Origin of the sequence: Mycolicibacterium gilvum, from assembly GCF_900454025.1 — a bacterium.
GTDB lineage: Bacteria > Actinomycetota > Actinomycetes > Mycobacteriales > Mycobacteriaceae > Mycobacterium > Mycobacterium gilvum.
The window spans coordinates 3,245,924-3,270,174 of record NZ_UGQM01000001.1 but is presented as its reverse complement, the minus strand read 5'-3'; the positions used below and the strand labels follow the sequence as shown (position 1 = coordinate 3,270,174).

4 protein-coding genes are annotated in these 24,251 nt (G+C 69.7%); 2 read left to right on the top strand and 2 right to left on the bottom strand.

The genetic code is table 11. From position 1 onward, the window contains the following. Nucleotides 1-177 precede the first annotated feature (177 nt). Entirely contained in the window at nt 178-6,477 is a 6,300-nt protein-coding gene (gene pks2, locus DYE23_RS15220; RefSeq protein WP_115327557.1) for a sulfolipid-1 biosynthesis phthioceranic/hydroxyphthioceranic acid synthase, read from the top strand. Beyond that, nucleotides 6,461-7,135: a methyltransferase family protein gene (locus DYE23_RS15215; protein WP_115327556.1), complete on the top strand. Its 675-nt coding sequence runs from the start codon at nt 6,461-6,463 to the stop codon at nt 7,133-7,135. The genes pks2 and DYE23_RS15215 overlap by 17 nt, the downstream gene beginning before the upstream one ends. A 14-nt stretch (nt 7,136-7,149) precedes the next feature. On the opposite strand, the gene DYE23_RS15210 is transcribed toward DYE23_RS15215, so the two are convergent. Both DYE23_RS15210 and DYE23_RS30875 read right to left on the bottom strand, forming a co-directional pair. Next, on the bottom strand, nt 7,150-19,659 hold the full coding sequence (locus DYE23_RS15210; protein WP_172527783.1) for a non-ribosomal peptide synthetase: 12,510 nt from the start codon (nt 19,657-19,659) through the stop codon (nt 7,150-7,152). Next, nucleotides 19,646-24,232 (bottom strand): non-ribosomal peptide synthetase, encoded by a 4,587-nt coding sequence (locus tag DYE23_RS30875; RefSeq protein ID WP_172527782.1) that lies wholly within the window; start codon nt 24,230-24,232, stop codon nt 19,646-19,648. The genes DYE23_RS15210 and DYE23_RS30875 overlap by 14 nt, the downstream gene beginning before the upstream one ends. Between the last annotated feature and the right edge of the window lie 19 nt (nt 24,233-24,251).

Here is a 24,251-nt window from a genome sequence, read left to right as displayed (position 1 = left end):
TCCAGCACTTGACCGGGTAACCTACGTCTGCGTCAATTGATGCCGGGTTCCTGATCTGCGCCCGGACGCGGCGAAACAGCGAACCTCACGCTCGCTGTTGTGAGGAGACGACATGGCTTCATTCGGTCTGCCCGATCCTCGGGCAAACTCCACCGTCCGGCGACCAGTTCCCACGCGATGACCCGCGAAGCGCCCGTCCCCGTCGCCGTCATCGGCATGGCGTGCCGGCTGCCGGGTGGCATCGACTCGCCCGAACTCCTCTGGGAGGCGCTGCTTCGCGGCGAGGACCTGGTCACCGACGTTCCCCGCGACCGTTGGGACGCCGACGAGTACTACCACCCCGAACCCCGCGTGCCGGGCAGGACGGCATCGAAGTGGGGTGCCTTCCTCGACGACGTCGCGGGCTTCGATGCCGAATTCTTCGGGATCGACGAGCAGGCGGCCACTGCGCTCGACCCGCAGCATCGGCTGTTGCTCGAGACGTCGTGGGAGGCGGTCGAGCACGCCGGGTTGACCCCGGCGTCGTTGACCGAATCTCCGACCGGTGTGTTCGTCGGTTTGAGCCACTTCGACTATCAGCTGGTCAACGCCGACTCCGACGCGATGGCCGGCCCGTACGGGTTCGAGGGCAACACGCTCGGCATGGCTTCGGGGCGGATATCGCGTGCCCTCGGGCTCCGAGGTCCGGCACTGACGCTGGACACCGCCTGCTCGTCCGGCCTCACCGCGGTGCACATGGCGTGCCGCAGTCTCCACGACGGTGAGAGCGCCCTGGCGTTGGCCGGTGGCGCCTTCATCATGTTGGAGCCGCGAAAGTTCGTGGCCGGCACCGCCCAGAGCTACCTGTCTCCCACCGGCCGCTGTCATGCCTTCGATGCCGAGGCCGACGGATACGTCACCGGCGAGGCCGTCGCGGTCGTGTTGCTCAAGCGGCTCCCCGACGCCCTGCGCGACGGCGACCGGGTCCTCGCCGTCATCCGCGCCACCGCGGCCAACCACGACGGCGGCAGCGGGGACTTCCCCACCCCGTCGCAGACCGCGCAGACCGCGCTGTACCGCGCCGCGCTCGATGTCGCGGGAGTCGAGGCGCACACGATCGGTCTGATCGAGGCGCACGGACCCGGCACCCCCGACGGGGATCCGATCGAGTACGCGAGCCTGGCCGAGGTGTACGGGACGGGCGCACCCTGCGCGCTCGGCTCGGTGAAGACCAATGTCGGTCACACCCAGTCGGCTTCGGGAATCCTCGGTCTGATGAAGGCGGTCCTCGCGGTGCGCCACGGTGCCATCCCGCAAAACCTGCACTTCACCCGGCTGCCCGATACCGTCGCCGGCATCCAGACGAATCTCTTTGTGCCGCAATCGACCAGCGCGTGGCCGGAGACCGATGGCCTGCCCCGGCGGGCCGCGGTGTCGGCGTACGGGACCTCGGGTACAAACGTGCACGCGATCGTGGAGCAGGCTCCTGGACCCACCCGTGGGTACAGCGACGAGAACGCCACGCCTGCAAGGGATTCCGCAGCTGATCAGGCACCGTTGGTCTTCCCGCTGTCGTCGACCTCGGACGAGCAGCTCGCCCGCACCGCCGACCGGTTGGCCGCCTGGGTCGACGCGCACGACGACGTCGCCCTACCCGATCTGGGGTACACCCTGGCGCGGCGGCGTGCGCACCGTCCGGTCCGCACTGCGGTGCTCGCCCGCGACAGGTCGGAGTTGCGCGAAGCGCTGCGCGGTGTCGCCGAAGGTCGGTTCCGCCGGTGCCGGTCTGTCGGCGACGGTGTCCGGGGGCCGGTGTGGGTGTTCAGCGGGGAGAGTTCACAGTTCGCCGCGCTCGGCGCCGACCTTCTGCGGTCAGATCCGGTGTTCGCGGCGACGGTCGCCGAGATCGAACCACTCATCGCCGCAGAAGCCGGGTTCTCGGTCACCGACGCGTTGCAACGGCCCCTGGACGTCACGGGTTTCGACCGCGTGCAGCCGGTGGTGTTCACGATCGGCGTGGCCGCGGCCGCCGCACTGACCGCCGGGGGCGCGCGCCCCGGCGCGGTCATCGGCCATTCGATGGGTGAGATCTCCGCGGCGGTGGTCGCCGGTGCGCTGTCCCTGGAGGACGGCGTGCGGGTCGTGTGCCGTAGCTCGCGGTTGATGGCGGGCGTCGCCGGCGCCGGCGCCATGGCATCGGTGGAACTTCCTGCCAAGCAGGTGCTTTCCGAGCTGACGATGCGCTCGATCAAGGATGTCGTGATCGCGGTGGTGTCCGCACCCGAGTCGACGGTGATCTCCGGCGCGGCCGAGCGGGTCCACGAGATGGTCGCGCAGTGGCGGGAGCGCGGTGTCGAGGCGCGGACGATCGAGGTCGAGGTGGCGGCGAACTCACCGCAACTCGATCCGATCCTCAAGGAGCTGACCGGACTGCTCGGTGCGGTCGATCCCCGTACCCCGACGGTGCCGTTCTATTCGGCGACCGGTTTCGATCCCCGCGAAGAACCGTTCTGCGATGCCAGGTACTGGGTTCAGGCGCTGCGCCGCACGGTGCGGTTCGCCGCAGCGGTGCGCGCGGCGGTGGAGGACGGGTTCCGGGTCTTCGTGGAGTTGCCGTTCGGACGGTCCCTGGCCGACGCCGTGGAACAGACCGCGGCGAACCTGGACGTGTCCGTGGCGACGCCGGCGGGTGTCGGTGAGGAGGTCGCTCGCCAGGGGTTGGCCGACGTCGTCGCCGAGGTCCACTGTGCGGGCGCCCATGTCGACTTCGGCGTGCTCTATCCCGGCGGCCGCTTGGTCGATGCGCCGCTCCCGCGATGGACGCACCGTCGCCTGTGGCTCAGTGACGAAACCGGTGAATCCCGGACGCCGACCGGCTACAGCGTCGCGGCGCACCCGTTGCTCGGGCCGCATGTGCGTCTGCAGCGGGAGCCCGAACAGTATGTGTGGCAGGCCGAGGTGGGCACCGCGACCCACCGCTGGCTCGCCGAGCATCGCATCCGGGATGTCGCCGTGCTTCCCGGTGCGGCCTACTGCGAGATGGCCCTGGCGGCAGGGGCAGTCGCGCTCGGGCCGGCCGAGGTCTGCGACCTCGTGTTCGTCCAGGCGCTGCCGCTCGACGAGCACACGGCGCTCGGGGTGTCGACGTCGTCGGCGGGCGCCGACGCCGTCGACTTCGTCGTCGAGACGAATCAGAACGGCGAACACGCGCGGCAGGCCACCGCGGTGCTTCGCGCGATGCAGGACGGGGCGCCGGAAGGCTACGAGCTCGCCGAACTGCTGCGCGCCCATCCGCAGGTGACGGCGGGCGACGAGGTACGTGCCCGGTTGGACCGGCTCGGTGTGCAGTACGGCCCGGCGTTCGCCGGTCTCGGCGATCTTCACATCAGCACCAGTGCAACGGGTTCCGTGCTGGCCGAGCTCGCGCTGCCCGGTGGACTCCGAGGTGAGCAGTCCGCCTACCGAGTGCACCCGGCACTGCTGGACGCATGTTTCCAGTCGGTCGCGGCGAGCCCCCACGTGCAGGCCCTGGGCGAAGACGTCCTCGGAATGCCGTTGGGTGTGCAGCGGCTTCGTGTGCACGGCGCGCCCCGCCACGCGCAGTACTGCTATACCCGCGTGACGCGCGTCGACAGCTCCGGTGTCGAGGCCGACCTCGACGTCCTCGATGGCGACGGCGCGGTCCTGATCAGCGTGCAGGGACTGTCGTTCGGTGCGGGTTCGTCGGACAGCGCCCACCGGGACCGGGTGCTCGCGGAGCGGCTGCTGACCGTGGAGTGGCAGCAGAGCCGTCCACCGGAACCCGAAGCCGACGTCGCCGGCGCGTGGCTGTTGATCGGCGCGGACGACACCGCCGCGGTGCCGACGGCCGCGCTGGCGGATGCGCTGCTGCGGCACGGTGCGGAGTGCACCTCGGTGTTCTGGACGTGCGGTACCGACGAGGCGGCGAACACCGAACACCTGCGAAGTCGTCTGCGCGACAGGCAGTTCGCCGGAGTGGTCGTGATGACGGGAACGACGACGGCTGCGCCGCAGGAAGACTGCACCGTGCAGGGTCTCCGGCAGGCTCAGCACCTGCTGCGCATCGCGCGCGAAGTGACCGCGATCGACGGCCGGCTCCCCCGGTTGGCCGTCGTGACCCACGGTGCGCAGACCGTGCTCCCGGGTGACGTACCGGACCTGGCGTTCGGGGCACTTCGTGGCCTGGTGCGCGTTCTCGGCGCGGAGTATCCGCATCTGCGCACCACTCTGATCGATGTGCACGGGGCGGCCGAGGCGGCGTCGTTGGCCCGCCAACTGCTCAGCGACTCCGAAGAGGACGAGACGGCGTGGCGCGATGCTGTCTGGTACACGGCCCGGTTGCGTGCCGCACCGCTGCGTCCCGACGAGCGGCAGGTCACGGTCGCCAATCACGACAGCGACGGGATGCGCCTGCAGATCCGCACCCCGGGTGACCTGGAGACGCTGGAACTCGTCACGTGTGACCGGACTTCACCCGGCCCCGGTGAGATCGAGGTGGCCGTCGCCGCGTCCGGAATCAACTTCGCCGACGTTCTGGTGGCGATGGGCCGGTTCCCCAACGTCGACGGCGAGATGCCCGAGCTGGGAATGGATTTCGCGGGGGTGGTGACCGCGGTGGGTCCCGATGTCAGCGACCACCAGGTCGGGGACCGGGTCGGCGGGTTCTCCCCCGCCGGCTGCTGGGGAACCTTCGTGACCTGTGATGCCCGCCTGGCCGTGCCGCTTCCGCCCGGCCTGTCCGACCATCAGGCGGTCGCTGTGGCGACGGCGACGGCGACGGCCTGGTACGGCCTGCACGATCTGGCCCGGATCGGCCCGACGGACCGCGTCCTGATCCATTCGGCCACCGGCGGTGTCGGTCAGGCGGCCATAGCCATCGCGCGTGCCGCCGGCGCGGACATCTACGCCACTGCCGGCAGCGAAGAGCGCCGGGATCTGTTGCGCAGCATGGGAATCGAACATGTCTACGATTCCCGGTCAATAGAATTCGCAGCGCAGATCCGCGAGGACACCGACGGGTACGGGGTGGACGTCGTGCTCAATTCGCTGGCGGGTCCGGCTCAGCGCGCCGGTGTCGAACTGCTCGCGATCGGCGGGCGCTTCATCGAGATCGGCAAACGCGATGTGTACGGCAACAGCCGTCTCGACCTGTTCCCGTTCCGCAACAATCTGTCGTTCTTCTACGTCGATCTGGCCCTGATGGCGCTCAGCCAGCCGCACCGCGCGGGGGCGCTGCTGCGCACGGTGTACCGGATGGTCGCCGACGGTCAACTCCCTCCCGCCCGGTACACCGACTACCGGTTGGCCGACGCCGCGGTCGCGCTGCGGGAGATGGGCGCGGCCCAGCACACCGGCAAGCTCGTCCTGGACGTCCCTCGAACCGGTCAGAGCGATGCGGTCACACCACCGGCGCAGGCCCAAGTCTTCCGGACCGACGGTGCGTACATCGTCACCGACGGTCTCAGTGATCTCGGGTTGTTCATGGCCGAGAAGATCGTCGACGCGGGTTGCGGACGTATCGTGCTGGCCTCCCCCACGCAGCCCACTCTCAAAGCACTCGAGACGATCGAGTTGATCCGGGTGATGGGCGGAGACGTCGTCGTGCACTGCGGTGATATCGCCCAGCCGGACACCGCCCGGGAGGTGGTCGCTGTCGCCACCTCCACCGGCCTGCCGGTCCGCGGGGTTCTGCACGCGGCGACGACCACCGCCGACGCCCCTGTGCCCAAACTCGCCGACGAGTCGATCGCACAGGCCTGGGCGCCCAGGGTGTTCGGGGCCTGGAACCTTCACACCGCCACAGCCGGGCAACCGCTGGACTGGTTCTGCTGCTTCTCGTCCACCGACGCACTACTCGGCGCGCCGGGGCGGGGTGCCGGTGCGGCGGCCGACAGCTGGCTGGACTCGTTCGCGAGGTGGCGGCGTGCCACCGGTCGACCGGCGACCGTCATCGCATGGGGAACATGGCGTCCGCTCGGTCGAACCCGCGGAGCGGTCGGCGGAGCCGACGCCGACATCTCACCCGACGAAGGCGCCTACGCGTTCGAGATGCTGTTGCGCCACGACCGCACCTACAGCGGGTACGCGTCGGTGACCGGATCGGCGTCACTGGGCGGTGTCGCTCGGCGTAGCCCGTTCGCCGAGGCGTTCCGCACTGTCGGACCCGGTGACGCCGGTGCCGGCAAACTGCTGGCCGTACTCGGTGATCTTCCGGTGCAGGAATGGCCGACCAGGCTTCGACGGCTGATCTCGGATCAGATCAGCCTGGTGTTGCGCCGCAGCATCGACCCGGACCGTCCCCTCGCCGAATACGGGGTGGACTCGCTGGCCGCGCTCGAGCTACGGACGCGCCTCGAAGCGGAAACCGGAATCCGCCTGGCGGCAGGAGATCTGGCCGTCGGGACCATCCGTGGCTTGGCGGAACTGTTGTGCGGCAGGCTCGCACCCGAGCAGGAGGATCATGAAAGCCGTCTCTAAAGTGCTGGTGTCCGGGCTGGTCCAGACACTGGCGCTCGGGTTGTTGGTGTTCGGGCCCGCGGGCACCTTCGACTATTGGCAGGCATGGCTGTTCCTGGCGGTGTTCGCGCTGTCGGCGTGGTTGCCGAGCATCTGTCTGCAGTTGACCAATCCCGCAGCGCTGCAACGGCGAATGCGGGGCGGACCGGTCGCAGAGGCCCGGCCCGTGCAGAAGCTCGTGATGGCCGGCCTGTATCTGTCGCTGGGGGCGATGTGCGTGGTCAGCGGTCTCGATCACCGGTTCGGCTGGTCGACGGTGCCGGCAGCGCTGTGCGTGTTCGGCAGTGCTCTGGTGGCGGTCGGGATCGGCGCGGTGGTGCTGGTGATCACCCAGAATCACTTCGCGTCCACGACCGTGCAGGTCGAGGCCGGGCAGAACGTCGTCTCCACGGGTCTCTACGGCCTTGTGCGGCACCCGATGTACACCGCCAACGTGATCATGCTGCTCGGGATCCCGCTCGCGCTGGGATCGTACTGGGCGCTGGTCTTCGTCGTCCCCGGTCTGCTCGTGCTGGCGTCACGCATCCGTGACGAGGAAACTCTGCTGGCACAGGAGCTGGCGGGCTATCGCGACTACACCCGCAAGGTGCGATACCGCCTCGTGCCGTGTGTGTGGTGACGGTCGTGCCGTCGTCAGCCGTCTGACTCCACCGCACGGCCGAGCATCGCGACCGTCGGGGCGTCGTACACCGCGGTGACAGACAGGTCCACGCCGAGCGTCGCGTTGATCGCGGCTATCGCACGCATCGCGGCGAGCGAGTCGCCGCCGAGGTCGAAGAACGAGCGGTCGACGTCGACGTGCTCGACCCCGAGCACCTCGGCATACACGCGCGACAGCTGTTGCTCGACAGGCGTTGCCGCGGCGCGACTCTCGCCGGTGCCGTACGTGCGGGCGACGGGTGCTCCGGGCGCCGGCAGGTCGCGTTCGATGCCGGCGGACGGATCGGAGGACAGCAGAGGCGCGCTCGGATCGGTGATCATGGCCACCAGCACCCGCGTGAACTGACCCATCAGTTCCTCGATCTCCGCGTCGCCGAACACATCCGAGCGGTATTGGACACGCAGATCGAGTTCGGTTCCGGGCACCGCCTGGATCGCGAGCGGGTAGTGGTAGTGGTCCCGGCTGGCGAGTGCCGTGACCGCCAATCCCCCGTCACCGGAGAGCTTCGCCGCGTCGGTCGGATAGTTCTCGTAGACGAACACGGTGTCGAACAGCTGCGGCAGTCCGCACAGCCGGTGAATCTCGTTGAGCGCCAGATGTTCGTGGTCGAGGGTGCGGCTGCGGCTGTTGCGCAACCGGTCGAGCAGATCCGCCGTGGTCGTCGCCGGCGTGAGCGTGGCCCGGACCGGCACCGTGTTGATGAACAGACCCACCATCGAGTCGACCCCGACGACCTCGTCGGGCCGCCCTGCGACCACGGCGCCGAACGAGACGTCCCGGCGGCCGGTCCGCCGCCCCAGCGTCAGAGCCCATGCGGCCTGCAGCACCGTGCTGACGGTGGTCTGATGCGCACGCGCCAGCTCGCCGACCGCCTGGGTGGTCTGCTCAGAGAGCAGATACGACCCGACCCGCCGCGGACCCGGCGGCAACCGGTCAGGCGGTCCGATCAACGTCGGGGAGTCGAGACCGGCGAGCTCCTCGGCCCATGCGGCGCGGGCGGCATCCAGATCGCGATCGTGCAGCCAGCTGAAGAATCTGCGGTACGGCGTCGCGGCGGGGAGCCACTGTCCGTAGTACCCGGCGAAGATCTCGCCGAGCAGGATCGGTAGCGACCATCCGTCGAGCACGATGTGGTGGTTGGTCAGCACGAAACGGTGCTCGTCGGGTGCGGTGCGGATCAGGGTCGCCCGGAAGGGAGGTTGGCGGGTCAGATCGCACACCGCCGCGCGTTCACGGGCGCAGACCTCGGCGAGTGTCTGTCCGACTCGCTCCTCGCCGCTCAGATCCAGGTACTGCCAGGGTGTCTCGGGTTCGGCGGCGATGATCTGTACCGGCTCGTCGAAGCGGCTGCAGAACCTGGAGACCAGGTTGGGGTGGCGCTGCACCGCTTGGCGCACCGCGTCGTGGAGCCGGTGCGGGTCGAGTCGCCCGCTCAACGTGACGTCCAGTTGCACGGCGTACACGTCGTCGCCGGTGTGGTGCGCGACGTCGGCGTGAAACAGAAGTCCCTGCTGCAGCGGTGTCAGCGGCAGCACATCGGCGACGGCGCAGGACCGGCACAGATCGTCGAGCTGGCGCTGGGTCAGCCTGGCCGGCAGAACATCGGACGGGGTCAGGCCGCCACCGCCGCCTCGGACGTGGGCACTGATGCCGACGAGCGCGTCGAACCACAACTCGCTGAGCCGGTGGACCGCGGAATGGTCCAGTGCCGACAGCGCCCACGACCACCCGGCGCGCAGTCGCGGACCGTCGCCGGTGTCGACCGTGCCGGCGTTGAGTTCCACGCTGTGCATCAACGGCATCGGGATCGAGGCGGCGGCGCCGGTCACCGACCAGCTGTCCTGCCGGATCTCCCAGATGTCCCCGGACGTCTCGCCGACGCCGGATCCGAGCCGTCCGAGATAGTTGAAACCGATCGGCGGATCGGCGCCGTCGAGGTCGACGTCGTCGTTGAGGTAGCGCAGCAGGCCATAGGTCAGACCGTCGGGAAGACGGCGCAGCTGCTCCTTGGCGCTCTTGACCGCAGCGCCCAGAATCTCGTCCCCGGCCTGGACCCGGTCCCAGGTCAGCCCGTCCCCGAACGACATCGACACCGGGTACTTCGTCGTGAACCATCCGACGGTGCGGGACAGATCGACGTCGGGGTCCAGCTCCTCCTGCCGACCGTGGCCTTCTGCGTCGATGACGATCGGCGCCGTACCTTCGGCCAGCGTCCCGGCGAACTCCGCGAGCGCCAACCCGAACGCGATCAGCAGAATGTCGTTGATGCCGGCATGGAACGCGGCGGGAACCTCCCCGAGCAACAGCCGGGTCGTCTCGGCGTCGAGTTCTGCCGCCAGACTTCCGGCGTTGGCATAGGTGTCGACGTCAGGGCGGACCGGCGGCAGGAAGGCCGGCGAGGAGGTGATCGCGCGCCACGCGTCGGCCAGGGCCACGACCTGGGGGCGACGGGCGTGCTCGGCAAGCACCGATGACCACCGGGCGAACGAGGTCCCCGGCGCCGCCAACTCCACCGGCTGGCCGCCGCGGCGCTGTGCCCACGCAAGGTTGAAGTCCTCCACCAGGATTCGCCACGAGACCCCGTCGACGACGAGATGGTGGGCGATCACCACGAGTTGACCGGCGGTCGGCACCCACACTGCGCTGACCATCGCCCCCGCGGCGGGGTTCAATCGCGCCCGGGCCGCGATGACCGTGTCGTCGGTGAGCATGTCGACGGTCACCAGGCAGGAGCGGGCGTCCACCGCGCCCGGTTCGGGAACGTCGAGCGACCAGCCGCCGGCGCCGTCGTCGTGCACCCGGAGCCGCAGCATCGCGTGGCGATCCAGGACCGCCTGCAACACCGCGGTCACGTCCGCTTCGTCCGCCCCGACCGGGGCCTGCACCACGACGGTCTGGTTGAACTGGTCCACCGGTCCCTGTACCTGGTGCAACCAGTGGATGATCGGCGTCGCCGGCAGCGCGCCGACCCCCTCGTCGACCGCGGCGCCGATGCCGGTGGCGACCCGTGCCACCCGGGCCAGCCGGGCCACGCTCTGCTCGACGAACACATCGCGCGGCCGGCACAGCACTCCTGCCGCGCGTGCGCGGGCGACCACCTGCATCGACAGGATGCTGTCGCCGCCCAATTCGAAGAACGACTCGTCGACCCCGACCCGCGCCAACCCGAGAACCTGGGCGTAGATGCCTGCCAGGATCGCCTCGACCTCGGTGGCAGGAGCGCGGTACACGTCACGGTCCCGGTACTCCGGCGCGGGGAGCGCTCTCTTGTCCAGCTTGCCGTTGACCGTCAGCGGCATCGCGTCGATGGGCACGATGGCGGCGGGAATCATGTACTCCGGCAGTCGATCCGCGAGGGCCGCACGAGCCTCGGCGGGGTCCACGGCGGTGTCGCCGCAGGTGATGTAGCCGACCAGACGCTTGTCGCCGGCCCGATCCTCGCGGACGATCACCTCCGCCTGAGTGACACCGTCGAGCGCGGCGAGGGCTGCCTGCACCTCGCCCAGCTCGATGCGATAACCACGGATCTTGACCTGTTCGTCGGCGCGTCCGAGGTAGCGCAGCTCCCCGTCGCTGCCCCAGCACATCACATCGCCCGTGCGGTACATGCGCTGTCCGGGAGTGCCGAACGGGCACGCGACGAATCGGGTGGCGCTCAACTCGGGACGGCCGACGTAACCGTACGCAAGCCCCGCGCCGGCGACGTAGAGTTCGCCGACCACACCGGGGGCCACCGGCCGCAGCGAGCTGTCGAGGACGAAGAAACCGAGGTGGGCCAGCGGCACCCCGATGGGGCTGACCGTGTTCTCGACGTCCGCGGCGAAGATCTCCCGGAACGACGCGTGCACCGTCGTCTCGGTGATGCCGTACATGTTGATCAGGCGCGGCGCGTCGGGGTGCGACTCCAGCCACGGCGTGAGCCGTTGTGGCTCAAGCGCTTCCCCGCCGAACACCACGGCCTCGAGCGCGAGTCGTCGTCCGGGGTGCAACGCGTCGGCGGCCTGCAGCGCGTAGAACGCCGACGGCGTCTGGCTGAGCAGCGTCACCTGCTCGGTGGCGAGCAGTGCGTGGAAGTCCTCCGGGGAGCGGACGATGGGATCGCCCACCACGACGAGGCGACCGCCGAAAAGCAGCGGGCCCCAGATCTCCCACACCGAGTAGTCGAACGCCAGGGAGTGGCACTGAGTCCAGACCTGTCCGGCCAGGCCCATCTCCGCGTCCAGGGTTTTGAGCAGACGGGTCACGTTGCGGTGCGGTATGGCAACACCTTTCGGGGTGCCCGTGGTGCCCGATGTGTAGATGATGTAGGCGATGTCGTCGGTGTCCGGCACCGGAAGCGGAGCGGCGGACCGAGGCACCACATCGTGGGCGTCCGGTCCGTCGGCGACGATGACCTGCAGGTCGGGAGAACCCAGCTGGTCGGCGAGGGCAGCGGTGGTGATGACCGCGACCGGGGTGGCGTCGGCGAGCACGAACTCGCGCCTCGCCGCCGGCACCGCCGGATCGATCGGGACGTACGCCGCACCGGCTTTCACGACCGCCAGGATCGCGATGACGGCGTCTCCGGTACGGGGCAGCAGCAACGCCACCCGGTCGCCGGCGCGGACACCGCGACCGGCGAGCACATGTGCCATCCGGGTCGACGCCTCGTCGATCTCACGGTAGGTCCACGTCCGCGATCCGCAGCACATCGCCGTCAGGTCGGGGGTGCGGGCGACCTGCTCGGCGAAGACCGCCGGGATGGACGGTGTCGCAGCCACATTCGCCGCCAGTGCCGCGCGGTTGCCCCAAGCGTCCAGCCGGGCACGCTCGTCGCCGGTGAGCACATCGATCGTCGACAACCGGTCCTGCGGGTCGTCGGTCATGGCCAGCAGCACCCGCTGCAGCCGGTGCACCATCGTCTCGATCGTGGACGCGTCGAACACGTCGGTGCGGAACTCCACGAACCCGCCGATGCCGGCGGGATTTCCGGTGCCGCTGAACCGCTCGGCCAGCGAGAACGACAGGTCCACGCGCGCGGCCCCGGTGTTGACCGGCATCTGGGTGACCTCGAGATCGCCGAGCGACAACCCCGCGGTCGACGGATCGCTGCTGTCGGCGGGCAGGTTCTGCCAGGCGAGCAGGACCTGCACCAGCGGGTGGTGGGTCAGCGACCGGGTGGGATTGAGCCGTTCGACCACCACCTCGAAGGGGACGTCCTGGTGTTCGTAGGAGGCCAACGACCGGGTTCGCACCTGGTCGAGCACCTCGGCGACGCTCGGGTCGCCGTCGAGATCGACGCGCAGCACCAGCGTGTTGACGAAGAAGCCGACCAGTCCGTCGAGGGCCGGATCGCGCCGGCCGGCGATCGGGAAGCCCACCGCCACATCAGAAGTGGCGCTCAGCTTGCCGAGCAGGACGGCGAGGGCCGCCTGGACCACCATGAAGCTGGTTGCGCTGTGCTGTCGCGCGGTGCGGGCGACCCGGCGCTGCAACTCGACCGGCCAGTCCACGGTGACGGTCGCGCCCTGCTGGTCGGCGACCTGGGGGTAGGGCCGGTCGGTCGGCAGAGCCAGCCGTTCCGGCAGACCCGCCAGCGATTCCTCCCAGTAGGCCAGCTGCTTGGCGATCCGGCTGTCGGCGTCGGCGAGCTCACCGAACTGCGCACGTTGCCACAGCGTGTAATCGATGTACTGCACGGGCAGGTCGGGCCATCCCGGCGCACGGCCGGCGCACCGTTGCGCGTAGGCGATCCCGAGATCGGAGACCAACGGACCGATCGACCAGCCGTCAGCCGCGATGTGGTGGACCAACGCCACCCACACATGGTCGTCGGCCGCCAGCCGGAACAGCTTGGACCGCAGCGGAATCCCGGTGGCCAGGTCGAAGCTCTCCGTCGCTGTCCCCTCGACGGCCTGCTCCACCCGGGACGCCGGCCAACCCTGTGCGTCGATGACCTCCCAGCCGAAATCGGCCTCCTCGGCGGGAACCACGACTTGACGCGGAATCCCGTCGGGTGCGGCGAACCGCGTGCGCAGGCTCTCGTGCCGGGCCACCACATCGCCGAGCGCTGCCGCCAGCGTGTCGGCGTCGAGCGGACCTCGAAGCCGCAGCGCCACCGCCAGGTTGTACACCGAGGACGGCCCCTGCAACTGGTCGACGAACCACAGCCGATTCTGGGCGAAGGACAGCGGAACGACGGCCGGCCGCTCCTGGGGGGTCAGCGGTTCGAGGTGACCCTCACCCGCCCCGAGCCGGGAGGCCAGCTGCGAGGCGGTCGGAGCTTCGAAGACCGATCGCACGGTCAGTGCGGCGCCCGTGTCGGCGTTGACCGCGGCGATCAGACGCATCGCCGACAAGGAGTCGCCACCGAGATCGAAGAACGAATCGTCCGCGCCGACGCGCTCGACGCCGAGCACACCGGCGAAGATGCCGCACAGCACCTCCTCGGCGAGAGTCCTGGGCGCACGGTAGTTTCCGGCATCCTGGTAGTCGGGCGCGGGGAGTGCGCGGCGGTCGAGCTTTCCGCTGACCGTCAGCGGCAGGGCCTGCAGCGACACCACCGCAGAGGGCACCATGTAGGCGGGGAGCTTCTCGGCCAGTGCGGCGCGGACAGCGGCCGGATCGGCAGTGCCGGTGAGGTAACCCACCAGACGCGGGTCCCCGGGTTTGTCCTCGCGGGCGATCACCACCGCGTGCTCGACGCCGTCGAGGGCTGCCAGCGCAGCCTGGACCTCACCCGGCTCGATCCGGTAGCCACGTATCTTGACCTGTTCGTCGGCGCGCCCGACGTACTGGAGCTGGCCGTCCGCCCGCCACCGCACAAGGTCGCCGGTGCGGTACATCCGCGTGCCGGCGCCACCGAACGGACAGGCCACGAAACGTGCTGAGGTCAGCCCGGTCCGGCCGACGTAGCCGACGCCGACGCCGCGGCCCGCGACGTAGAGCTCGCCGACGACCCCCTCGGGCACCCGCTGCAGCCGTTCGTCGAGCACGAACAGTGCCGCGGTCGGCGGCGGTGCGCCGATCGGCACCTCCGCTCCGACCGTGAGCGGCGCGCTCATCGACGCGTACACGGTGATCTCGGTCGGGCCGTAGGCGTTGATCACCACCCGCCCGGGTGCCCACTGCTGCACCACCTCCGGCGGGCAGGCCTCGCCGCCGAGCAGCAGCGCCACCGACTCCAGGCCCTCGGGGCGCAGGGCCGCCACCGCCGACGGCGTCTGGGTCAGCACATTGACCTGTTGGTCGACCAACAGCGCGTGGAACTCCTCGGGGGAACGCACCACGGGGTCGGGAACCACCACGAGGCGCCCGCCGCCGAGCAGCGCGGCCCAGATCTCCCACACCGAGAAGTCGAACGCATACGAGTGACACTGGGTCCACACCTGATGCGCGGGAAGACCTTCGGGCGGCGAGTCGGCCAGGTGTGCCAGGTTTCGGTGTGCGAGTGCGACACCTTTGGGGGTGCCGGTGGTCCCCGAGGTGTAGATCAGGTACGCGATGTCGTCAGCGGACGGGGCCGGCGGCGGCGTACAGGAACTGTCTGCTGCAGCGGGATCGTCGAGGTCGATGATCGTCGCGTCGTGACCGGCGATCCGAGACCGCAGACCGGCGGTGGTGACGACGGCGACGGGCGTGGCGTCGGCCATCATGAACCCGACACGGGCGGCGGGCAGCGCCGGGTCGATCGCGAGGTATGCCGCGCCGGCCTTGAGTACGGCCAGCATCGCCACCACCGCTTCGGCCGAGCGCTCCAGGAGCAACGCCACGCAGCTGCCTGCAGTCACCCCACGGTCGATCAACAGGTGGGCGAACCGGTTCGCCGAAGTCTCCAGTTCGCCGTACGTCAAAGACCGGTCACCACAGGTCACCGCGACGGCATCCGGGGACGCGGCGGCCCGTGCCCCGAACAGCTCCGGTATCGACACCGGTTGCGGCGCAGGGGCGGTCAGCACCTGCCGGTTGCCGATCGCGTCGAGTCGGGCGCTCTCGGCGTCGTCGAGGACCGAGACCGCCGAGAGCCGACGGCTCGGGTCCGAGATCATCGCCGTCACCACCCGCAGCAGTCGCTGCACCAGTGTTTCGATGGTCGTGCTGTCGAAGACGTCGGTACGGAACTCGACCGCACCTCCTATCCCGGCGGGCTCACCGGCACGGGTCCAGCGCTCGTTGAGGGAGAAGGCCAGATCGACCCGGGAGGTGTCGGTGGCCAACGGAATCTGCGAGATCTGCAGATCGCCGAGCGCCAGGACTATCTGGTCACTGGCTTCGGCGGGCAGATTTCGCCAGTCGAGCATGACCTGCACCAGCGGATGGTGGGTCAGCGACCGCGTGGGGCTCAGCCGCTCGACCACCACCTCGAACGGAACGTCCTGATGCTCGTAGGCTGCGAGTGAGCGTTGACGGACCTGCGCGAGAAGCTCGGCGACGGTCGGGTCGCCGGAGAGATCGACCCGCAGCACCAGGGTGTTGACGAAGAAACCGACCAACTCGTCGAGTGCGGGGTCGCGCCTACCGCCGATCGGAAAGCCCACGGCCACATCGGAACTGGCGCTGAGCTTGGACAGCAGGACCGCCAGCGCGGCCTGCACCAACATGAAGCTCGTCGAGTTGTGCTCGCGTGCCACCTCGGCGATGCGCTGCTGGACGTCTGTGGGCCAGCGGAACGACAGCCCGGCCCCGCGCTGATCGGCCACCGGCGGGTAGGGGCGGTCGGTCGGCAGCTGCACCCGTTCCGGCATGCCCGCCAACGCATCCCGCCAGTAGGCCAGTTGGCCGGCGATCAGGCTGTTCTCATCGTCGAAGTCGCCGAACTGGGCTCGCTGCCACAGCGTGTAATCGACGTACTGCACCGGCAAATCGGTCCACACCGGGTCCAGACCGGCGAGCCGGCACAGGTAGGCCACCCCGAGGTCGTGGACCAGCGGACCCACCGACAGGCCGTCCGCGGCGATGTGGTGTGCCACCGCCACCACGACGTGATCGTCGTCGCTGAGCCGGAACAGCCGGGCCTGCATGGGAACCTCGGTGGACAGGTCGAACGGGTGGCGTGCGACCTCACCGACGGCGTCGTCCAGGTCGGTGTCCGACCAGCCGGCCGCATCCACGACCTCCCAGCCGAAATCGGCCTCCGCGGCGGGGATCACGACCTGTCGCGGTACCCCGTCGGGTGCGGTGAAGCGTGTCCGCAGGCTCTCGTGCCGTGCCACGACGTCGGCCAGCGCGGCGCCGAGGGCCTCGACATTCACCTGCCCGTGAAGGCGCAGGGCGACCGGCATGTTGTAGGTCGGCGACGGCCCCTGGAGCTGGTCGAGGAACCAGAGCCGGTTCTGCGCGAACGACAACGGGATCACGTCGGGTCGCTGTTCGACGGCGGTCAGCGCGGCCAGCCCGCCCGCGTGCGACCCGATGTGCGGAGCGAGCTGGGCCACCGTGGGCGCCTCGAACAGCGTCCGCACCGAAAGTCCGGTGTTCAGACCGGAGTTCACCGAGGCGATGAGACGCATCGCCGACAGTGAATCCCCACCCAGATCGAAGAACGAGTCGTCGACGCCCACGCGTTCGACACCCAGTACGCGGCAGTAGATCCCGACGAGGATCTCCTCGATCGCGGTCGTCGGTGCGCGGTAGGCGTCGTTGCCCTGATACTCCGGCGCCGGCAACGCCCGGCGGTCCAGTTTGCCGTTGACGGTCAGCGGCAGCTCGTCGATCACCATGATCGCCGCCGGCACCATGTACTCGGGCAGTCGGTGCGCCAACGCCGCGCGCACCGCGGCGGGATCCGGCGCAGCCGATGTCGGGGTGATGTAGCCGACCAGCCGCTTGTCTCCGGGGGTGTCCTCGCGGGCGATCACCACCGCCTGCGCCACGCCGTCCACGGCGGCCAGCGCCGCGCGCACCTCGCCGATCTCGATGCGGTAGCCGCGGATCTTGACCTGCTCGTCGGCCCGCCCGACGTACCGCAATTGCCCGTCGGTCCCCCACCACACCAGGTCCCCGGTGCGGTACATGCGTTCGCCCGGCCGGTCGGTGAACGGGCACGCGACGAAACGTGTCGAGCTCAGCTCGGGCCGGCGCCAGTAGCCGAGGCCCGCCTGTGGTCCTGCCACGTACAGTTCGCCGACCACGCCGGCCGGCACCTGCCGCAGCCACTGATCCAGGACGAAGAACGCGAGGCCGGGCAGCGGGCCGCCGACCGGGCTGACGTCGCGGCCGAGGTCGTCGTCGCAGATCTCCCGGAAGGACGCGTGCACGGTGGTCTCGGTGGTGCCGTACAGGTTGAGCAGGCGGGGCCCGTCGGGGTGATTCTCTCGCCAGGCTCGAAGGCGTTGCGGTTCCAGCGCTTCCCCTGCGAAGATGACCGCCTCGAGGGTGAGCCGGCGACCCGTGTCGGGCCGCAAGGTGTCCGCGGTCTGCAGTGCGTAGAACCCCGACGGGGTCTGGCTGAGCACGGTCACCGTCTCGGCGGCCAACAGCGCGTGGAACTCTTCGGGCACCCGCGCCACCGACTCGGGTACCACCACCAGACGTCCGCCGTGCAGCAGCGCACCCCACATCTCGCACACCGACACGTCGAAGGCCAGCGAGTGCCACAGTGACCAGACCTGACCCGCGAGCTCGACGTGGTCCGCGAGCGCTCCGAGCAGGGCCGCGACGTTGTCGTGGGTGATCGCCACCCCCTTGGGCACGCCTGTGGTCCCCGAGGTGTAGATGAGGTACGCCAGGTCGTCGGGAGCAGGTCCGGTCGGCATCGACACGGGGCTCTCGGAGCCAGAGAGGATCTCGTCGGCATCGACGATCTGCAGACCCTGGCCGTCCAGCCGGGATGCCAGCTCCGACGTCGTGATCGCCGCAGCCGGTGCGGCATCGCCGAGGACCAGCCGCATCCGCGCGTCAGGAGCGGCGGGATCGATCGGTACGTACGCGGCCCCGGTCTTGAGGACCGCGAGGATGGCCATGATCGCCTCGGCCGTGCGCGGCATCAGCAGCGCCACCCGTTCTCCGGGACCGATCCCCCTGACGCACAAGAGTTCGGCGAACCGGGTGGTGATGTCGTCGAGCTCCTCGTAGGTCCAGGACCGCGTGCCACATGTCAGTGCCACCGCGTGCGGGTCGCGCGCCACCTGCGCGGCAAACATCGCCGGGATCGTCGCCGGTGCGCGGCTCGGTAGCGTCAGCGCTGCGCGATTGCTCCACGCGTCGAGGCGGTCGCATTCGGTGTCGTCGAGCACGTCGACCGAGGACAGCGGCCGCTCGGGATCAGCGACCATCGCGGCCAGGACCCGCTCGAGCCGGCCGATGAGGGTCGCGACGGCGGTCGCGTCGAAGACCTCGGTGTCGAATTCGACGCGGAATCCCAGTTCGCTGCCCGGCAGAGCCTGGATTGCCACCGGGTAGTGGTTGTATTCGCGGTGGGCGAACCCGGTCACGGCCAGGCCGTCGTCCGCCGGCAGCGCGGCCGCGTCGACCGGGTAGTTCTCGTAGACGAAGAACGTGTCGAAGAGGTGGTCCTGACCGGTGACCCGGTGAATCTCGCTGAGCGCCAGGTGCTGGTGGTCGAGCGTGCGGGTGTAGGTGTGTTGCAGCTGGTCGAGCAGATCGGCCGTCGATGTGGTCGCGGTGATCCGGGCCCGGACGGGGACTGTGTTGATCAGCAGGCCGACCATCGAGTCCGCGCCGAACACCTCGGCGGGCCGACCGGACACCGTCGTGCCGAAGGTGACGTCTCGCTGGCCGGTCACCGACATCAGCACCCGCGCCCAGGCCGCGTGCAGGACCGTGCTGACCGTGGTGTGACTCGTGCGGGCCAGCTCCCCGACCGCGACGGTGGTCTGTTCGGAGATGCCGAACGTGGCGACCTCACGGGGCCCCGGCCTGACCTGACCGGGCGGACCCACCAGGGTCGGGGTCTCGAACCCGGCCAGGACCTCCGCCCACGCGCTGCGCGCGGCGTCGAGGTCGCGGCCCGTCAGCCAGCTGACGAAGCGCCGGTACGGTACCGCCGCGGGCAGTCGCCGTCCGAGGTAGGCCGCGAACAACTCCCCGAGCAGAATCGGCAGCGACCAGCCATCGAGCACGATGTGGTGGTTGGTCAGCACGAAGCGGTGCTCGTCGGACGAGGTGCGGATCAGGGCGGCCCGGAAGGCCGGCTGTTCCGCCAGATCGCAGACGGCGGCCCGCTCCTCGGCGCAAATCCGCTCGAGATCCGCGTCGGCTCCGGTGCCGGACCCGGTGAGATCCACAGCGCGCCAAGGTACTTCGGGATCGGCGGGGATGATCTGAACGGGCTCGGCGAACTGCTGCGAGAACCGCGCGCTCAGATGCGGGTGCCGGGTGCCGACCGTCTGCACCGCGGCGCGCAAGCGCTCGGGGTCGAGCGGACCCGACAACGTGATGTAGAGCTGCACCGCGTAGACGTCGTCGCCGCGCTCTGCTGTGCCGGCAAGGAACAGCAGCCCCTGCTGCAGTGGCGTCAGGGGCAGGACGTCAGCGATCCGCATATTGCCGTTGGAGCTCGTCGATCTGCTGCTGGCTGAGGCCGACCGCGATGTCCGACGGTGTCAGTCCTCCGCCGCCGCACCGGACGTGCGTGCAGATGCCGGTCAGCGCGTCGAACCAGAGACCGGACAACCTGCTGATCTGGGCCTCGTTGAGGATCGAGCACGCCCACGTCCAGCCGGCACGCAGTCGCGGTCCGTCGCCCGTGTCGATGGTTGCGGCGTTGAGTTCCACGGTGTGCCGCAGCGGCATCGGTACGGCGGCCGCGGCGTCGGTGACCGACCAACCGTCCTGCCGGATCGCCCAGGCCCCGTCCGCCTGCCCCGACGTCGCCCCCTGGCGGCCCAGGTAGTTGAACGCGATCGGTGGATCCGGAAGGTCGAGGTCGACGTCGTCGTTGAGATAGCGCAGAACCCCGTAGTTCAATCCGGCGGGTAGTGCGCGGAGCTGCTCCTTGGCCGACTTGACGGCCTCCCCCACGCGTGCATCGCCAGCGACGACCTGCGCCCAGGTCAAGCCGCCGACCTCGACCGCGACCGGATACTTCGCAGTGAACCAGCCCACGGTGCGGGACAGGTCGACACCGTCGTCGGCCGCGCCGTCGCCGAGCCCGCACACCAGCTCGTCGTGGCGTCCGTGGCTCTCGACGTCGACGCAGACCGGTGTCGGCGACACACCGAGCGTGCCGAGGAACTCTGCGTACGCAAGACCGAACGCGATCAGCAGGATGTCGTCGATGCCGGCGTGGAATGCGGTCGGGACCTCCCCGAGCAGCATCTCGGTGCTGCCGGGATCCAGCTCGACCGACAGGGTGCCCGCGGTGTCGTAGGTGTCCGTATCGGGGCTCGGCGCAGGCAGTTCCGCGGGCGTATCGGCGATCCGGCGCCACAGATCGGCCTCGGCGACCACGTCCGGTCGGTGCGCGTGGTCGGACAGCAGTGCCGCCCACCGGGCGAACGACGTTCCGGGTTCGGGGAGCGTGATCGGCCGGCCCGCCCGATGTTGGGACCAGGCGAGGTTCAGGTCCTCCAACAGAATCCGCCAGGACACACCGTCGATGACCAGATGGTGGGCGATCACGGCCAGCCGGCCGGTCGCGGGCACCCACAGCGCACGGATCATCGTTCCGGTGGCCGGATTCAGCTCCGAACGAGCCGCGGCGATGGCGTCGTCGGTCAGCGCGTCGACGGTGATGAGGCACGACTGTGCCTGTGTCTCATCGGTTTCGGGCACGCGTAGGGTCCAGTCGTCCCCGCTGCCACCGGCCTGCAGTCGCAGCATCGGGTGGCGATCCTGTAACGCCTGTAACAGCACCGCCACATCGGCCTCGGTGGCCCCGGCCGGTGCCTGCACCACGACGGTCTGGTTGAACTGGTCGACCGCTCCCCCGGCTTCCCGGAGCCAGTGGATGATCGGCGTCGCGGGAACGGGACCGATTCCGTCGTCGGTCGTGGTGGTCTCGCCGTCGGCCACCCGCGCGACGCGCGCGAGCCGGGCCACCGTCTGTTCGGCGAACACGTCGCGCGGCCGGCACAGCACTCCTGCCGCGCGTGCACGGGCGACCACCTGCATCGACAGGATGCTGTCGCCGCCGAGCTCGAAGAAGGATTCGTCGACCCCGACCTGCTCGAGTCCCAGTACCTGGGCGTAGATCCCGGCGAGGATCTCCTCGACGGCGTCGGTGGGAGCCTGGTAGAGGGCGGAGTGCTGGTACTCGGGTGCGGGCAGCGCGCGGGTGTCGAGCTTGCCGTTGACCGTCAGCGGGATCGTGTCGATCACCACCACCGCGGCCGGCACCATGTAGGCGGGTAGCCGCTCGGTCAGCGCTGCGCGCAGGGCGGCCGGATTCAGCGCGGAAGCGCCGGTGACATACCCGACCAGGCGCTTGTCGCCGGGCCGGTCCTCACGGGCGATGACCTCGGCCTGATCGACTCCGTCGAGTGCGGCCAACGCGGCCTGGACTTCGCCGAGTTCGATGCGGTGGCCCCGGATCTTGACCTGTTCGTCGCTGCGGCCCATGTAGCGCAGCTCGCCGTCGGGACCCCAGCACATGAGGTCGCCGGTGCGGTACATCCGGTGACCCGGCCTGGTGAACGGGCAGGCGACGAATCGCGTTGCGCTGAGCGCGGATCGCCCGATGTAGCCGTCGGCCAGGCCGGCCCCTGCCACGTACAGTTCCCCGACCACCCCGGCCGGCACGGGACGTAGCCAGGCGTCGAGGACGAAGAAACTCAAGTGCGCCAACGGAACGCCGATGGGGCTGACCGTGTGCTCGAGGTCGGCGGGCGTGATCTCCCGGAACGATGCGTGCACCGTCGTCTCGGTGATGCCGTACATGTTGATCAGCCGGGGTGCGTCGGGGTGGGCGGCCATCCACGGCGCCAGACGGTGCGGTTCCAGCGCTTCGCCGCCGAAGACCACGGCGTCGAGCCGCAGACGGCGGCCCAGGTCGGGCGCCAGGGCGTCGGCCGCCTGCAGTGCGTAGAACGCCGACGGCGTCTGGCTCAGAATGCCGACTTCCTCGGTGACCAGCAGCGCGTGCAGTTCCTCCGGCGACCGCACCACGGCGTCGGGGACGACGACGACGCGGCCCCCGAAGAGCAGAGCACCCCAGATCTCCCACACCGAGAAGTCGAAGGCCAGTGAGTGGCACTGCGACCAGACCTGTTCGGACAGCGACATTTCCGCGTCCAGGGTGGCGAGCAGTCGGATCACGTTGCGATGCGGCACGGCCACCCCCTTCGGGGTGCCGGTGGTGCCCGAGGTGTAGATCACGTACGCGGTGTCATCCGGGGTCGGCGCGGCGACCGGGACCGGGGAGTCCCCCGAAGAGTCCTCGGTGGTCAGCGTGGCGATGTCGAGGACCTCGCGGTTGCGGCCGTCGACTCTCGCGCACAGTTCTGCCGTCGTGACCACCGCGCTCGGCGCGGCGTCGTCGAGCACGAATTCCCGTCGCGCCTCGGGGACGGCCGGATCGATCGGCACATAGGCCGCACCGGTCTTCACGATCGCGACCATCGCCACCACCGCCTCGGCCGAGCGCGGCATCAGCAGACCCACCCGGTCACCGGGACCGACGCCGCGGCCGGCCAGAGCGGCCGCGGCACGATTCGACATGAGGTCCAGCTCGGCATACGTCACAGATGTGCCGTCGAAGGTGACGGCCACCGCATCGGGGGTGCGCGCCGCCGCAGCGCGGAACGCCGCGGCCAGCGTCGACGCGCCGCCCTCGGACGACGCGTCGCGGTTGCCCCATGCCGCGACTTCGGTGTGCTCGGCGGTGTCGAGGACATCGATCGACGACAGCCGACGGGTTGGGTCGGCCGCCATCGAGACCAGGACGCGTTCCAACCGTCGCACGAGGGCGGCGGGGTCGGAGTCGGAGAACAACCGGCCGGCGCCCAGCGTGCTGAGGAAGAGCTCGTCCCCGGAACCGGAGAAGATCAGTCCGAAGCCGCCGACGAAGCCCGAGTTCGTCATCGATGCCGTTGCCGCGACTCCGCCGAAGTCCAGGGAGAACGAGTGCGGCAGGAAGTCGAGCACCAGCCGGCCTGCCCGCTGATCGGCGTCGCCGACCTTGCGCTCCAGCGCATGGACGGGGAATCGCTGATGCTGCAACGCCTCTCGGATCTGACTGTCGGTGTGCGCGCAGAAGTCGGCGACCGAGGATCCGGCCGACACGGTCAACACCAGCGGGACGACACCGGCGACCATCGCGGGCAGGGTTTTCGTCTCCGGGCGCACCCGCCTGCTGACGGGCAGGTCGAGGACGACCTCGGCATCGGCGGCCCGTCCGCCCGGCATCATCAGCGCGCAGGCGGCGGTCAGAACCGACGCACGGGGGATGTTCCAGACGTCGGCGAGTTCCTGAACCCGCCGGATGACCGTGGGGTCGAACTGTACGGGGGTGGAGATCGCGTTCGGATCACCGTAGTCGGCAGCCTGCTGCACAGCGGATCCGTGAGCGCCGGGCAGATGCGAGGACCAGTAGGCGTCGTCGGCGCGGTAGTCGCCGGAGGCTTCGTAGTCGCTCTCGCAGTCGACCAGGTCCTGCAGCGAGCCGAAGAACGCGGCGGGGACCGGTTCTCCGATGACGATCGAGGAGTAGACCGCTGCGATGCGGTTGCCGATCAGTCCGAGCCCGGCCCCGTCGATCACGATGTGGTGGAAGCACGCGAACAACGAGTACTCGTCGAATCCGGTCTGCATCAACGCGAATCGGAACAGAGGGCCCTCGAACGGCATGGGTGTGCGCTGCATGGTCAGCGCCAGCTCCCGCGCGGCGCGCCCAGGGTCGGGGGCGTCGCTCAGGTCGTGGAACTCGAGCTCGACGTCGGGATGCTCGATCACCTGTTGATAGACCCGCCCGTCTTCTTCGAAGACGGCGACCCGTACCGGCTCGGCCTCGCCGATGACCCGCCCGATCGACCACTGCAGCGCGTCGAGCTCGACCGGGCCGTCGATGTCGACCAGCAGGCCGAACTGCCACTCCGCCCCGAAGTGGCCCATCTCCTGCTCGAGCCAGATGTCCAGTTGTGCGCGCGTCAGTGGATATGCGCGGTCTCTACGCTCCATCGGTCTCCCTGAGCTGCAC